General features: G+C 27.2%; 16 protein-coding genes. 3 read left to right on the top strand and 13 right to left on the bottom strand.

Going from position 1 to position 15,606, the window contains the following annotated elements; genetic code table 11:
• Window positions 1-40 precede the first annotated feature (40 nt).
• From C7380_RS03945 to C7380_RS03885, 13 genes are all read right to left on the bottom strand, one after another.
• Window positions 41-874, bottom strand: a complete 834-nt coding sequence (locus C7380_RS03945) for an ROK family protein (RefSeq protein WP_109604187.1) — start codon at window positions 872-874, stop codon at window positions 41-43.
• Between the two features lie 9 nt (window positions 875-883).
• Window positions 884-1,660 (bottom strand): metallophosphoesterase family protein, encoded by a 777-nt coding sequence (locus C7380_RS03940; RefSeq protein WP_109604186.1) that lies wholly within the window; start codon window positions 1,658-1,660, stop codon window positions 884-886.
• Window positions 1,661-1,735: 75 nt separating this feature from the next.
• Window positions 1,736-2,218 (bottom strand): PTS sugar transporter subunit IIA, encoded by a 483-nt coding sequence (locus C7380_RS03935; RefSeq protein WP_206050512.1) that lies wholly within the window; start codon window positions 2,216-2,218, stop codon window positions 1,736-1,738.
• A gap of 11 nt (window positions 2,219-2,229) precedes the next feature.
• Window positions 2,230-3,138 (bottom strand): DUF7916 family protein, encoded by a 909-nt coding sequence (locus C7380_RS03930; protein ID WP_109604282.1) that lies wholly within the window; start codon window positions 3,136-3,138, stop codon window positions 2,230-2,232.
• A 56-nt stretch (window positions 3,139-3,194) separates the two neighbouring features.
• Window positions 3,195-4,640 (bottom strand): N-acetylglucosamine-specific PTS transporter subunit IIBC, encoded by a 1,446-nt coding sequence (gene nagE, locus C7380_RS03925; RefSeq protein ID WP_109604184.1) that lies wholly within the window; start codon window positions 4,638-4,640, stop codon window positions 3,195-3,197.
• A gap of 120 nt (window positions 4,641-4,760) precedes the next feature.
• Window positions 4,761-5,615, bottom strand: coding sequence for a PRD domain-containing protein (locus tag C7380_RS03920; RefSeq protein WP_109604183.1), 855 nt, complete (start codon window positions 5,613-5,615; stop codon window positions 4,761-4,763).
• Between the two features lie 257 nt (window positions 5,616-5,872).
• Window positions 5,873-7,777 carry a beta-glucoside-specific PTS transporter subunit IIABC gene (locus C7380_RS03915; RefSeq protein ID WP_109604182.1) on the bottom strand — a complete coding sequence of 635 codons (1,905 nt, stop codon included), beginning with the start codon at window positions 7,775-7,777 and terminating at the stop codon, window positions 5,873-5,875.
• 102 nt (window positions 7,778-7,879) lie between these two features.
• Window positions 7,880-9,289, bottom strand: coding sequence for a glycoside hydrolase family 1 protein (locus C7380_RS03910; protein ID WP_109604181.1), 1,410 nt, complete (start codon window positions 9,287-9,289; stop codon window positions 7,880-7,882).
• A gap of 102 nt (window positions 9,290-9,391) precedes the next feature.
• The gene (locus tag C7380_RS03905) at window positions 9,392-10,240 is read right to left on the bottom strand and encodes a PRD domain-containing protein (protein ID WP_109604180.1); all 849 of its coding nucleotides are present in this window, start codon (window positions 10,238-10,240) and stop codon (window positions 9,392-9,394) included.
• 258 nt (window positions 10,241-10,498) lie between these two features.
• Complete coding sequence (locus tag C7380_RS03900) at window positions 10,499-11,311, bottom strand: metal ABC transporter permease (RefSeq protein WP_109604179.1); 813 nt, start codon at window positions 11,309-11,311, stop codon at window positions 10,499-10,501.
• Window positions 11,304-12,047 carry a metal ABC transporter ATP-binding protein gene (locus tag C7380_RS03895; protein WP_109604178.1) on the bottom strand — a complete coding sequence of 248 codons (744 nt, stop codon included), beginning with the start codon at window positions 12,045-12,047 and terminating at the stop codon, window positions 11,304-11,306. The genes C7380_RS03900 and C7380_RS03895 overlap by 8 nt, the downstream gene beginning before the upstream one ends.
• Before the next feature lie 14 nt (window positions 12,048-12,061).
• A complete protein-coding gene (locus C7380_RS03890) occupies window positions 12,062-12,427 on the bottom strand; it encodes a Fur family transcriptional regulator (protein ID WP_109604177.1) in 366 nt (121 codons plus the stop codon).
• A gap of 83 nt (window positions 12,428-12,510) precedes the next feature.
• Window positions 12,511-13,410, bottom strand: coding sequence for a metal ABC transporter substrate-binding protein (locus C7380_RS03885; protein ID WP_109604176.1), 900 nt, complete (start codon window positions 13,408-13,410; stop codon window positions 12,511-12,513).
• A gap of 259 nt (window positions 13,411-13,669) precedes the next feature.
• Here C7380_RS03885 and C7380_RS03880 point away from each other — a divergent pair, with 259 nt between their 5' ends.
• The 3 genes from C7380_RS03880 to C7380_RS03870 all read left to right on the top strand — a co-directional run bounded on the left by C7380_RS03880 (window position 13,670) and on the right by C7380_RS03870 (window position 15,601).
• On the top strand, window positions 13,670-14,497 hold the full coding sequence (locus tag C7380_RS03880; protein ID WP_109604175.1) for a PRD domain-containing protein: 828 nt from the start codon (window positions 13,670-13,672) through the stop codon (window positions 14,495-14,497).
• Window positions 14,498-14,604: 107 nt separating this feature from the next.
• Complete coding sequence (locus C7380_RS03875) at window positions 14,605-15,366, top strand: PTS sugar transporter subunit IIAB (protein WP_109604174.1); 762 nt, start codon at window positions 14,605-14,607, stop codon at window positions 15,364-15,366.
• Entirely contained in the window at window positions 15,344-15,601 is a 258-nt protein-coding gene (locus C7380_RS03870) for an HPr family phosphocarrier protein (RefSeq protein WP_109604173.1), read from the top strand. The genes C7380_RS03875 and C7380_RS03870 overlap by 23 nt, the downstream gene beginning before the upstream one ends.
• Window positions 15,602-15,606 lie beyond the last annotated feature (5 nt).

Here is a 15,606-nt window from a genome sequence, read left to right as displayed (position 1 = left end):
ATGTTAACCATTCCATTTGAAAATTTTAAAAAAATGATTTTTAATCTTTTTCTAAATATTTCCTTGCACCCAAAGCCACTATTCTTTTCATATCTTTTGGTCTTTTTATTTCACAGCTTTCAAAAGCTTGTTTTAAAGCATTTTCAGATGCAACTTCTAAAGCTGTTTCAAAGTAGTTTTTATATGTAGATGTACTTCCTCCAACAACTATTATATTTGGATTGAATAAATTTATTGTTATCGCAAGACCTATACCAAAATAATATCCAGCTTCCCTTATTATTTTTTCTGCCTCTTTATCTTCATTCTCTAATTTTTTTATCAATTCTTCCACATTTCCATCAAATTTTTTTAATATTGATGCTCCACTGGATAATTCATCTAATTTATAAACTTTATCTTTTACAGCAATTGGTGCAAATCCAATTTCACCAGCCCAGCTATTTGCACCATATACAATTTCTTTATTTGTTTTTGTTGCAACTGCTATTCCAGTTCCAGCCATAAAAACACTAACAGTATAATCTTCTGGATAATAAGAAGCTTCCTCAACAAGTGCCGCTTTAACATCGTTTATAAATTTAACTTTTGCACCTTTATAAGAAAAGTACTCTGATTTAAGCCCATTTAATCCTGGAACTACATTTGAAAAATTAACTTTATTTTCATCTTCAACTAATCCAGGAATAGCCATTCCAATTCCCTCTACTCCAAAAGGTAAATCTTCTATAAAATCTATTATATATTTTTTTAACATTTCAGGCTTTATTTCTTTTCCAGTAGGAACTTTTTTTTCAATATATTTCCCATCATGTTCAGCTAGCATGTACATCTTTGTTCCACCTATATCTATCCCTATATTTTTTTTAATCATATTTTCCTCCTATACTTTTATTGATATAGTTTCAAATTTTCCTTCTTCTATAAGAATCGCAGATAATGAATAGCCATAAACTGCTCCTGTATCAACATCTATAGATATAAGTTCATCATTATCATTTTTTCTAAAAAAAGGTTTGTTATAATCTTCTTCTGTTATTTCAAACCCCCATCTATCTAATGCTACAGTTGGTGTATGACCATGAACTATGATATAATTTTTATACTTATTTTTATGTGAAAAAAAAGTGTTTCTTTCCCATACATATGAATGATATATATCTTTGGGATCTTCTATAATATTTATTTCATAATCTTCATCTTGATTTTCTATATCTTTATTAAAATCTCTTATTCCTGCATGTACAAATATATAATCATTTTTTATATAATAAATCGTATTTAACTTTTTTAAAAAATTTAAATATTTTTCATCAATATATTTTACATACTTCGAATAATCACTTATATTTTCATCATAAAACCCTGCAAGAGATTTTAATGTTTGTTCAGCTCCTTGTTTTCTCCAGATATCTCTTTTATACCTTTTATCATTAAATAACATACTTCTTGCCATATCATCATGATTTCCAAGAAGAAAAATACTTTTATTTTCCGAAGCATATTCCAACATACTATCAATAGTACCTTTTACATCTGGTCCTCTATCAACATAATCTCCTAAAAAAATAGTTAAAGACGGTTTTTTTACTTTTATTTCAAAAAAAAGCTTCTCGAGTTCATTTTTACATCCATGAATATCTCCGATAGCAATTATCATATATATCACCCTAAATGATTATAACATATAAAAAAATTCATTGGTTATACCAATGAATTTTTAATTATAAAACTATCACTTCTTTAAAGTTATTTTTGTTATTCTTTGACCTCTTTTTAAATTTCCATAATTTCTTTCAATATTTCCAACTTTATCCATATTAGTTATAATTATTGGACATATGATAGATTTGGCATTTTCTTTTAAAAATTCTAAATCCATTTTTATCAAAGGATCTCCAACTTTAACTTTTTGTCCTACTTCGGCTATCCTTTCAAACCCTTTACCTTCCAAGTTTACAGTATCAACTCCAAGATGAACTAATATTTCAAGCCCATTTTCTTCTTTTATGGCAATAGCATGATTTGTTTTAAATATCTGCAGTATTTCACCTTTACAAGGAGAAACAACTAATCCTTCTTCAGGGTTGATAGCTATTCCATCTCCAGCTATTTTTTCAGAAAATACTTGATCTGGAGTTTGTTCTATCGGGATTGATTTTCCAGATATTGGAGAATACAATTCTACTTTATCACTTTTTTTAAATATGCCAAACATACTTAGTCCTCCTATCTTTTTATCGACTTTGCCATTCTTCTATATGTATGTCTTTTTCCTTTTATAGATATAGAATAATTCATTATATTTTCTGGAGTTGCTATACCCGGACTCATTCCAGCATCTCCTATATGATGTATATCTACTCCTGCCATCTTTGAATTAATGGCTATCTGTTTTATTGTATAATCATCTGAACCTTCTTGTGATGTTCCTATTGTTGTCATTATAAGTTTATTTTTTTTATGAACATATGAAGTTATATCTGTTATCTTTTGAAGTGTAATTCCAGGAACAGTTCCTGGTGCTGGAACAAGTATTATATCTGCTCCTGCTTCAATAAATTCTTCAACAATTTTTTGATTTATAATTTCTTCATCATTACCAGAACTATGCATTTTTCCTGCTATTATAAGGACATTCTCACCAAGTTCATTTCTAATATTGTTTATTGTGTTTATTATTTTTTCATTAGTTACACCAGTTTTTGGATTCCCCGTTAATACTATAAAATCAGCTCCTTGGTCCAAAACTTTTTTTACATTATTAACGGTAGCTAATCTTCCTTCACTAATTTTAATTTTTTCATCGAAAAGCTCCTTAGATTCATCCACAGGTTCAAGATTTATTCCTACTATTCTACCAACTATATCTTTTAATTCTCTTAAAAAATTTTCATCATCTTGAATTTCCAAACCATTTATAACAGGATTTTCTACATCATACATATTTAAAAGTATTATATCCGTCCCAAATGAACAGGCTACTTCAACATTGCTAACATCTCCTAATATAGGTGGATACTTACCTATAATTTCACTCATAACTGTTCTTCCTTCAGCTGCTTTAATAGAATTTAATATATCTTCTTTATTTAATTTTTTTATATCTGAAGCATTTAAGTCAAGAATTCTTTTAATCATCAAAATCACCTCATATTATTTTAATATGGTGGCCTTTTTAGGCCACCATAAAATCACATATATTTTTGCATTGCATCATACATAAATTGAACTTGAGGACCTACTACAACATGAATTCCTTTTTTAGAAGGTCTTATTATACCTGTTATTCCTGATGATTTTATTTTTTTCTCATCAATTTTTAAATTATCTTTAACTTCAACACGAAGTCTTGTTATACAATATTCCATTGATTCTATATTTTCTTTTCCACCAAGTCCTTCAAGTATTATTTTTGCCATTTCATCAAAATTTGTATCTTTAGAATAAGTTTTTCCTTCATTTTCGTCAACATCGTCTTCTCTACCAATTGTTTTGAGATCCAATTTTTGAATAACAAATCTAAATATAAAATAATAAAGTGCAAACATTACAAGTCCAAGTGGTATTAACATTAATATATTAGTTGCAGCTGGTATTCTAAAACTTAAAGTATAGTCTACAAAACCTGCACTAAATCCAAATCCTGCTATCCATTTGAAAGTTGCAGCTATAAAAACAGAAATACCTGTTAATAAAGCATGTATAAAATATAATACAGGTGCTAAGAACATAAAGGAGAATTCTAATGGTTCTGTAACTCCTGTAAAGAAAGAAGAAAATGCTCCTGCCATTAAAAGTCCTGCAGCTAATTTTTTCTTATTATCTTTAGCAGTATGATACATTGCAAGTGCTGCTCCAGGTAATCCAAACATCATTATTGGGAAAAATCCTGCTTGATACATACCCGTTGTAACTCCTGGGAATGTTGCCGCAGTATTTGACCAGAAATTACCTATATCATTTATTCCTATGGCATCAAACCAGAAAACTGAATTCAATGCATGATGAAGTCCTGTTGGTATTAAAAGTCTGTTGAAAAAAGCGTAGATTCCAGCACCAAAAGCTCCAAGACTTGCTATTGCTGAACCAAATGCTACAAGTCCAGAATATATAACAGGCCATACAAATAAAAATACTCCAGAAACAGCAAGCATATAAACAGCTGTCATTATTGGAACAAGTCTTTTACCACTAAAGAAAGCTAAAAAATCTGGTAATTTCACATGTGAAAATTTATTATAACAATGTGCTGCTATCAAACCTGATAATATACCAATAAATTGATTATTTATTTTTCCAAATCCTGGATTTACTTCTTCAATAGGAACTTTCAAAAGATTTGAAACAACTGCGGTTGATAATAATGTTGTAATTGTCATAAAAGCAACAAGTCCACTCAAGCCAGATGAACCGTCTTTTTCTTTAGACATTCCAAGAGCTACACCAACAGCAAAAAGAATACCCATATTATCTATTAAAGCTCCACCAGCTTTAATTAAAAATGCCGCCAATATGCTATTTCCACCCCATCCTACTGGGTCAATCCAATATCCTATACCCATAAGTATAGAAGCAGCAGGTAAAACTGCAACTGGTAACATTAAAGATCTACCAAGTCTTTGTAGATATTTCATCATAGCAATACTTCCCCCTTTATATTTTTATATATAAAAAAGGCATGAACTAAAACATAATGACAATATCAATTGTCCCTGTTTAAGCTCATGCCTGATTTTATTCAGTTACACGCTTATTTTTTATTCAGTTTTTAAACGATCTATTCTTTCTATATGTAAAGCAAGATACCCAATTTCATGTTCACTCAACTTTATGTTCAATTCTTTTTCAAGATATTGTGTTACCTTTTCAGCTATTTTGAAAGATTTTTTAAATTCTTTCTTTATATTTGATAGTAACGGATTTTCAAGGTTTTTATCATCATTTATGATGCTTATAACATATTTTAAATGTGTTAAAAGTCTTGAATAGCTCATCTCATCTTCTTGTATTTTTATGCTTAATTCTTGATTTATAAGTTCTATAACATCTTTAACTACTCTTGTATCTTTTAAGGTTTCCATAATCATTTTGTCTTGTCTTGCAGAGTTCAAATGCATGGCTATGAATCCTTTTTCTGATGGTGATATTTCCATATTTAATCTTTCTTTTATCAAATCAGCAGCTTCTTGAGCAACTTCATATTCTTCAGGATACATAGTCTTTATTTCAAATAAAAATGGATTTTCTATAATCAATCCTTCTTTAAGCCTATCAATAGCAAAACTTATATGATCTGTCAAAGCAATATGTATATGGGCATTTAATCTGCCAAGTCTTTTTTCACCTAAAGCTATTATTTCCTCAGTTACACCTATTACATCTGAGTCTAATTGATCCATAAGTTTAAAGAAATTTGATTTTATTTCATCATCTTTTGATATATATGATTTTTCTATAACCCCAGGATCTAATTTATATACTTTACCAATCTTCTTTTTAAATCCGACACCTTTTCCTATTACTATCATTTCTCTATTATAATTTATTTCACGGGCTAAAACGACATTATTATTTATTATTTTAAGTATTTCAAATTCACCTGACATTATCATATAAAGCCCTCCCAACAATTAGAAAAACCTATATAAGGGAATTTTTCGATATTAATTCCTTTATATAGGTTTATGCCTGATATTACTCAGTTACACGCCAATTTAAATTTATAGTATCATAAATGAATTTTTTAATCAAAGCGAGTTATTGTTAATTAAATGTAATTATAGCAAAAATTCATTGAATAAGTTTTATTAATACGAATATTCTTAAAAAATAGGAACTCAAAATAAATATTATTCTGAGTTCCTATTTTTTATAATAATGTTATTAAATTTTCTCCAAAATCAATTTTTTTATTTGTTTCATAAATCAAATCTAAATATTCAGAAGAATTAGTAATTATTATTGGAGTTATCATTGAATATCCTTCTCTTTTTAAAGCTTCTAAGTCAAATTCTATCAAAACTTGTCCTTTTTTCACATGTTCTCCTTGTTTAATTTTTTTTGTAAAATATTTTCCATTAAGTTTAACAGTATCCATTCCAATATGTATAAGTATTTCAGCTCCAAAATCAGTTTTAATTCCTACAGCATGACCAGTTGGAAAAATAGTTTTTAAAACTCCGTCAGCTGGCGAAATAAGTTTTCCTTCACTTGGAATTATTGCAACTCCTTTACCCAATGCAGAATTTGAGAAAGCCTCATCATTTACTTCGCTTAATTCTTTTATATCTCCTTTTAATGGACTTGCTATGATTCCTTTAGTAACCCCTACAGTTTTATCTTCATCTTTTAATTCATCTTCTTTATCGTCTTTATATGTAATCATAGTTAATATAAAAGCTATAATCATTGAAATAGCTAAAGCAAACAACATCCAAAGCATTCCAGTTATATCATTAGTTTTATCATTAATATATGAAGGTATTCCAAATACTCCCAATCCTCCAATAATATAACCATTTATTTTTAGTCCTCCTATTATTGCACCACCTATTGCTGCTGCTATACAAGATATAAAAAAAGGTTTCTTTTTAGGTAAAGTTACTCCATATATAGCAGGTTCGGTTACTCCAAATATTCCAGATATAAAAGCTGGTATCGCTATTGATTTTAATTTTTTGTCTTTTGTTTTAAAAATTATTGCTAAAACAACAGCTGTTTGAGCAAACGATGCCGCAAAAATTAAAGATAGAATTGGATCATAACCCAAAGTTGATAAATTTACCATAGCAATTGGAACAACTCCCCAATGAAGACCAAATATAACAAGTACCTGCCATAAAGCTCCTAAAAATACTCCTGCAATTATTGGACTAAAATTATATATACCATTCGTAGCAACAGTTATAACTGAAGTCAATAAAGATGCAATTGGTCCTATGATCAAAAAAGTTAAAGGTGTCGCTATTGCCAAAGTCAACATTGGCACAAGAAATGTTTTCACGACATCAGGGACTATTTTTTTCCACATTTTTTCTATTTTACTCGCCATCCAAACAGCTAATATTATAGGTATTACACTTGAAGCGTACCCACTTGCGGGGAGTAAAATTGGAATACCCAAGAATTTGGCATATACATTTTGAACAAAATCTGTACCTGCAAAATAAGTTGCTATAGGCGTCATAGATGCTAACTTTAAAACATCATCCATGTACATCAAAGCTCCACCAAGAGCTAATCCTGTAAATAAATTGACTTTAAATTTTTTTGCTGCAGAATATCCAAGCATTATTGGCAAATAATGGAAAAAGCCATCTGAAACAGTGTATAAAAGCTGATAAGTACCACCATCAGATGATAAAACATTAAAATATACCAATAATGCTAAAATACCTTTTATCATTCCTGTTGCTGCAAGAACTCCTAAAGTTGGTGCAAATATTCCAGATATTATATCTATTAGTGATGAACCAAAATTCATTTTTTCTTTTGAATCATTATTTTCATTTTCTAAAGATGAAAATCCACCTATTTTATTTACAACTTCAAAAACATCTGGAACATGATTTCCAATTACAACTTGATACTGTCCTCCACTTTTCATAACCGTAACTATACCATCTGTTTTTTTCAAAATTTCTGTATTAGCTTTATTTTCATCTTTTAGTTTAAATCTTAATCTTGTAACACAATGAGTTAAACTTATTACATTAGATTTTCCCCCAACATTTTGTATTATTATTCTCGCTAATCCATCATATTTATTGGCCATTTTTTTCCTCCCCGTTTTAACAAAATGAGCTTAACAAAACAATTTTATTTGTTTATGTTAAGCTCATGCCTGATTTTATTCAGTTACACGCAATATTAAATTTTATTTTTCTAAAGATTCTCCATTAGTTTCTATCAATTCTTTATACCAATAAAAAGATTTTTTCTTATATCTTGATAAAGTACCACTTCCATCATCATTTCTATCAACATATATAAACCCATAACGTTTGCTCATTTCAGCAGTTGAAGCACTCACAAGATCTATACATCCCCAAGAAGTATATCCCATAACTTCTACACCATCTTCTATCGCTTCTTTGATCTCAATAATATGATCATTCAAATATTTTATTCTATAGTCATCTATAACTGTTTTATTTCCATTTTCATCTTCTATAAGTTCATCTTTAGCTCCAAGACCATTTTCAACTATGAATAAAGGTTTATCATATCTTTCATAAAAAGTATTTAAAACATATCTTAATCCTTTAGGATCTATTTGCCATCCCCATTCACTTTCTTTTAAATATGGATTTTTAACTCCCATAATCATATTTCCAGATTTTTTATTTTCCTCTGATTTAGAAGATGCACAAGCACTCATATAATAACTAAAAGAAATAAAATCAACAGTATTCTTTAATATTTCTTCATCTCCTAATTCTATTTTTAAATCAATATTATTTTCTTTAAAATATCTTTTAATATAAAATGGATATTTCCCCTTAACTTGAACATCTGTAAAAAACAAATTTTCTCTATCGGCTTTAAAAGCAGTCATAACATCTTCTGGATCTGGAGTTAATGGATAAATAGGTACAGCAATAACCATACATCCTATTTTTGAATTTGGAATTATTTCATGCCCTATTTTAGTAGCAAGTGCACTAGCAACCAATTGATGATGAATTGCTTGATAAATTTCACTTTTTGTTATCTTATCAGCTGGTGTCATTATTCCTGCCAAAAGAGGCATGTGTATTATAGAATTTATTTCATTAAAAGTAAGCCAATATTTTACTTTATTTTTATATCTATTAAATATTGTTCTGACATATTTTTCAAAAAAATCTATTGTTTTTCTACTTGACCACCCATTATATTTTTTTGCAAGATATAATGGCATCTCATAATGAGAAATAGTTACAAGTGGTTCTATTCCATATTTATGACACTCATCAAAAATATCATCATAAAATTCTAATCCAAGTTCATTTGGATTTTCTTCATCTCCATTAGGAAAAATACGAGTCCAAGCTATTGAAAGTCTAAAAACTTTAAATCCCATTTCAGAAAATAATTTTATATCTTCTTTATATTTATGGTAAAAATCAATTCCTTTAAGTTTTAAATTTTCTTCAGTAGGTTCTTTTGTTATAGGTCCTCTAATACCTTTTGGAGTGACATCTTCAATGCTTAATCCTTTTCCATCTTCATCATAAGCACCTTCACATTGATTTGCTGCTACTGCCCCTCCCCATAAAAAATTTTCTGGAAATTTTTTATTCATATTTTATTCCTCCTTTTAAGATTTAAATAAAAATGAGCTTAACATAAACAAAATAAATTGTTTTGTTAAGCTCATGCCTGATTTTATTCAGTTACACGCATATTAATTTTTGAATTTCTTAATTCTTTCTAAATGTAAAGCAAGATATCCAAGTTCATTTTCATTCAAAACCACATTTAATTTCTTCTTCAAATAATCAGCTACTTTTTTGGCTATTTTAAATGAATTTTTAAATTCTTTTTTTATATCTGAGAGTAAAGGATTTTGTAATTCATTATTTTCAGTAGAAATATTTATTACATACTTTAAATGAGTTAAAAGTCTTGAATAACTTAATTTATCTTCTTGTATTTTCATATTAAGTTCTTCATTTAAAATTTCAATTATTCCTTTTATTACTTTTGTATCTTTTAGAGTTTCTTTTATATCTTTTGATTGTCTTGCGGAATTCAAGTGTAAAGCTATATATCCTTTTTCAGAATCAGGAATATCAATATTAAACCTCTTTCTTATTACAAGCGCCACTTCTTCTGCAATCTCATATTCATCATCATACATAGTTTTTATTTCAAATAAGAATGGATTTTCTATAATCAATCCTTCTTTTATTCTCTCAAGTGCAAAACTTATATGATCTGTCAAAGCAATATGAATATGGGAATTTAATTTCCCAAGCTTTTTTTCAGCATGGAATATTATTTCTTCTGATAAGCCTATTATTTCCATATCAATTTGATTTAATAATTTATAAAACTCATTACCTATTTCATCGTTTCTTGAAATATAAGTTTTTTCTATTATTCCGGGTTTATAATAATGTTCTTCACCAGTTTTTTTTCCAAAGCCAACACCTTTACCAATAGCCATCACTTCTTTATTAGTAGCCATTTCAAGGGCTAATATGACATTATTATTAACAACTTTTATTACTTTAAAAAATCCATGATTCATTTAAAGCCCCCCCTTATAATAGAAAAAAACCTATATAAAGGAACTCTCTTATGATTCCCTTATATAGGTTTATGCCTGCCAAACAGTTACACGCCCTATAGTATTATGTTAATAATAACAAAGATATAAAATTAAGTCAAAATCGATTATAATTAATTACAAGTAATTTAAAACTATTAAGTTTTGTTAAATACAATTTTCTTGAATATATTGTACTTATCTTAAAAAAACAATCTCATACAAATGTATGAGATTGTTTTATGAGAATAATTTTTTTGAATAATTTAAAATATATGAAAATATAAACATCGTAAAAAGAGTTACAACTATTGAAGGCCCAGATGGTATATTTAAATAATAAGATATTATTATTCCCAATGAAGAACTGAAAAATCCTATAAATGAGGATATAATGAACATTTGATTTAATGTTTTAGCCCACATTTTTGATATTACACCAGGCGTTATCAATAATGATGTTACAAGTATTATTCCAACTATTTTAACAGATGTCACAACTACTATGGACACTGTCAATAAAAATATAAAATTTATAATACTGACTGGAACTCCATATATTTTAGCCATTCTTTGATTAAATGTAAAATATTTTATTTCTTTATTAAAAAGTATGATTGAAAAAATAATTATCATAAGTATTGTACTGAGTAATATAACATCTTGTTTATTCACCATGAGTATATCCCCAAATAAATAACTTGAAATTTCTGGTGTATAACCAGGTTTGATGTACAAAAATATTACTCCTAAAGCCATAGATAATGATAAAAGCATTCCTATAATAGAATTTTCATGTATTTTTTGTTTTTTGCTTATTAAATAAATAATAGAGGCAAATATAGAAGCGGTAATTATACCAACAATATTTAAATTCCATCCCATCAAAATTGCAAAAGCAATTCCACCAAATGAAGCGTGAGCAGCTCCATCTCCAATGAATTCCATCTTTTTCAAAACTATAAGATTTGATAATAATGCACAACTTATTCCAGAAAGTATACCAGTTAAAAGAGAATAGATTATAAAATCATATTGAAATATCTCAATCATTTCTATCTACCACCTTAACTGATTCATCAACATGTACAAGTAATTCAAGATCTTCTGAATATATTTTTTTCAATTCCTCAGCTGTCATTTCTTTTGTATCTTTATGACAATGTAAATTTTTGTTTAAGCACATTATTTTAGTTGTTTCTTTAAAAACCATAGACAAATCATGACTTACCATTATTATGGTTATATTTTTTTCATTATTTAATTTTTTTAATAATGAATAAAACAAATTTTGTCCTTGTTTATCCACACCTGCTTCAGGTTCATCTAATATGAGGATACTTGGTTCGGAAGCTAAAGCACGTGCAAGTGCAAGTCTTTGATATTCTCCTCCAGATAATTTGCCAACTTTTCTATCATATAAATAGTCTATTTCAAGTATTTTCATAAGTTTTTTTACTTTTTCATAATCTTCTTTTTTATACCTTTTAAAAATACCTCTTTTTTTATACATTCCCAACAATACAATTTCGTATGCCTTTATTGGAAAATCCCTTTCAAATTCATCATGTTGGGCAACATAACCTATTTTTCCAGATATTTTTATATCTCCCTCATAATCTTCTATTTCATTCAATAATATTTTTATAAGAGTTGATTTACCAGCTCCATTTGGTCCTATAATCCCTACAAAATCACCTTTATATATATTAAAATTAATGTCTTTTAATATTTCTGTGTTTTCAACTTTATAGTTAAGATTATTCACATTTATCATAATATCTTTCATGTATAATTCTCCTATCAATTTCTACAATCTTGACATATTCCTTCAAAATAAAGCGTATGATTTAATATCTCAAATTTTAAATTTTCTTTAATATATTGAGAAATCTTATCTTCATAACATAAATCAAATTTTTCAAATTTTTTACATTTTACACAATATATAAAATGAAAATGTCCTTCTCCAGAATAAAAATACTTTACTTTATCAGAAAAAACTATAGATTTCAATGCACTATTTTTTTCAAAAAAATTTAAATTTCTGTATATCGTTGATAAATCATATTCTTTTTTCAATAGTTCAAATAATTGTTCAGCACTCAATGGATAATTTGAATTTTTAAATATTTCTAAAATATCTCTTCTCGCTTTTGTTAGCTTCATAGAATCACCTTCTTTTTTAAATGAGAAAAAGGGGGCTTAAAAAAAAGGCCCCAAAATCCATTCCAAATTACTAAAATATCCTATTATTTATTTAAGAATTTATATATGGCATCAAAATTATATTCATATAAATCCATTATACTATTATAAGAAGTATTTCCTAATGGATCTAAAATACCAATATCAATTCCAAGCATGGCAGCTATTTTTTTTGCTGCAACATCACTTAGTTGAGGCTCTATGAATATCACTTTTACATTATTTTCTTTTGCTTGTTTTATCGTATCTTTCATTTGAGATAATGATGGATCTATACCTGGTGATGTTTGTATGACTCCGCCTGTTTTTATGTTATATCTTTTTGTAAAATATGGATAAGCATTATGAAAAACCATTATCGAACTTTCAGTATTTTTCATTTTATAAATAAACTCTTTATCCATTTTATCAAATTTCTCTACAAAATTTCTAGCATTTTCTTCATATATTTCTTCATTATCTGGATTAATTTCTGATAATGTTTCAACTATTTGTGGTAAAACATAATCTCTTATTATCAAAGTATCAAGCCAAACATGAGGGTTAACTCCGTGATGATGGTGTTCATGTTCATCTTCTTCATCATGATCATGTGATGCTTTGGATGAATTTATTAAAAGATAATGTGGTATTTTTTTCCCAAATTCAATAGTTTCTATACCTTTATTTTTTAAATTGTCCAAAAGTTTGTCTATAAAAACTTCAGCACCAAGGCCATTATAAAATACAACATCTGAATCATATATATTTTTTAAATCATTTGGACTTAAAGAATATGTATGCGGACTTTTTCCAACAGGAATTATAAGATTTACAGTATCCTCTTCAGCAACTATATCTTTTAACAACAGATAATAAGGATTCATAGATACTGATATTTTTACCGCATATCCAGAACTAAATATAAATACAAATAATAAAATTGATAATATAAATTTTTTCATTTTAACCTCCTAAAATTTAAATGCAAATAATTTGCATTTAAGAATCATTTGCATATATAATAACATCTATTTTTTAATTTAATGTTAAATTTTATATACTTTTTTGTTGTATACTATATAGAGGTCTAATTTTTATAAATAAACCTATTTAATAACTTCTATTAAGATATATTAAGGACTATTCAGAGATATTCAGATTTGACATGTTGTATCAAATGATAATATAATTGAACTCGAATAGTTCACTGAGGGTGATAATGTGAACGAATATAAAATAAAAAAAGTATTCAACAATAATGTTGTACTTGTTGAAAAAAATGATGAAGATTTTATTTTGATAGGTAAAGGTATAGGTTTTGCAAGACAAAAAGGTTCTTATGTAAAAAACGTCGATACTGTTGAGCATATATTTATATCTACTGAGAAATCTGATTTGATTAAAAACAAAGATATTTTATCTGATATAGATCCAAAAATTGCTTTAATAACAGAAAAAATACTTAACTTGGCGTCAAAAAAACTCGATATGAAATTTAAAGTTGACACTCATCTCGGAATGATAGATCATATAAACTTTGCAATTAGAAGACTTAAAGAAGGCATATCATTAAGAAATCCTTTTTTAGAAGAAACAAAATTTTTATTTCCAATTGAGTTTGAGATAGCAAAAGAATGTTTGAATATTTTGAAAAGAGAAACAGGTATAAATATTCCAGATGATGAAGCAGGTTTTATAGCTTTGCATTTGAATTCTGCCAAAGAATCTAAATCAAAAAAAGATTTGATAAAACTAAATCAAATAGTTAATAAGATTGAAAAACTCTTATCCAATAAAAATATAGATGTTTTGAACCATCCTTTTGATTTCAAAAGATTTATAGACCATATAAAAGATTGCATAAAAAGAAATAATGATAAAAAAAATATTTCTAATCCTCTGCTCAAAGATATTTTAAATAAAATGAGTGAAGAGTATGAAATATCAAAAGAAATAAACAATATAATATTTGAAGAGTTAAACATAAGTTTATCCGATGATGAATTAGGTTTTATAGCTGTTCATGTATATAAACTAAAAAATTTATAATATAAATATTTTGCGTGTTACTGATGAGATCAGGCACCAGCTAAATAAAAGCACTTATTAGTGTTTTATTTGGTTGATGCCTGATTTTTTATTTAGGGGGAGTGATTATGTTATTTTCAGAAAATATACAAAAAATAATATCTTCTTTAGGTGGAAAATCTAATATTCTTGATTTAGATTCATGTTATACAAGACTTAGAGTCAAACTATTGAATAATGATATTGTAAATAGAGAAACTCTTTTAAAAAATGGTGCAAAAGAAGTATTTTTTAAAAATGATGGTGTTCAAATAGTTTTTGGTATAAATTCAAAGATAATAAAAGATGAAATATTAATAACAAATGAAAATAAAAGTATCATAAAAGATAACTTGAATGAAATTCTTTCATTAAAATCACCTTGCAGAGGTAGATTGATTAATATTTGCGATGTAGATGATGATGTTTTTTCAAGGAAACTTGCCGGTGATGGATTTGCAATATTTCCAGATTCAAATAATGTATATTCTCCTGTAAATGGAAGAGTTAAGAGTATATTTGATTCAAAGCATGCTATTGTAATAGAAACTGATTTCGGAAAAGACATTTTGGTTCATATTGGCATAAATACAGTACATTTAAAAGGAGAAGGCTTAGATCTTTATATTTCAGAAAATGATGTTATAAAAGAAGGAGATCTAATGGCTAAACTCGATTTAAATTTTTTTAAATCTAAGGGTATTTCTCCAGTAACTATGGTTTTAATAACAGATACTGAGTGTATTGAGGATATGGATTATACTGAAAAATTGATTGTTAATAAAAATGATTTAGTCATAAAAATTAAATTTAAGGAGGAGTTTTTAAATGGAAAAAACTTTAAAAATTAAAAACAAGACAGGATTACATGCAAGACCAGCAGCATTATTCTCACAAAAGGCAGCTTCTTTTAATTGTGATATCAAATTAGAGGCTAATGGAAAATCTATAAATGCAAAATCAATTCTTTCAGTTTTATCTTTAGGTGTAACTCAAGGAACTGAAATAAAATTAATCGCTAATGGAGCAGATGAAAATGAAGCTATTTCAGCTTTAACTGATTTAATTAATTCTTTTGAAGATTGAGGTGT

Origin of the sequence: Oceanotoga teriensis, assembly GCF_003148465.1 — a bacterium.
Classification (GTDB): Bacteria; Thermotogota; Thermotogae; order Petrotogales; family Petrotogaceae; genus Oceanotoga; species Oceanotoga teriensis.
Note: the sequence above shows the minus strand (reverse complement) of the source record. Positions and strands in the feature narration are given on the sequence as shown.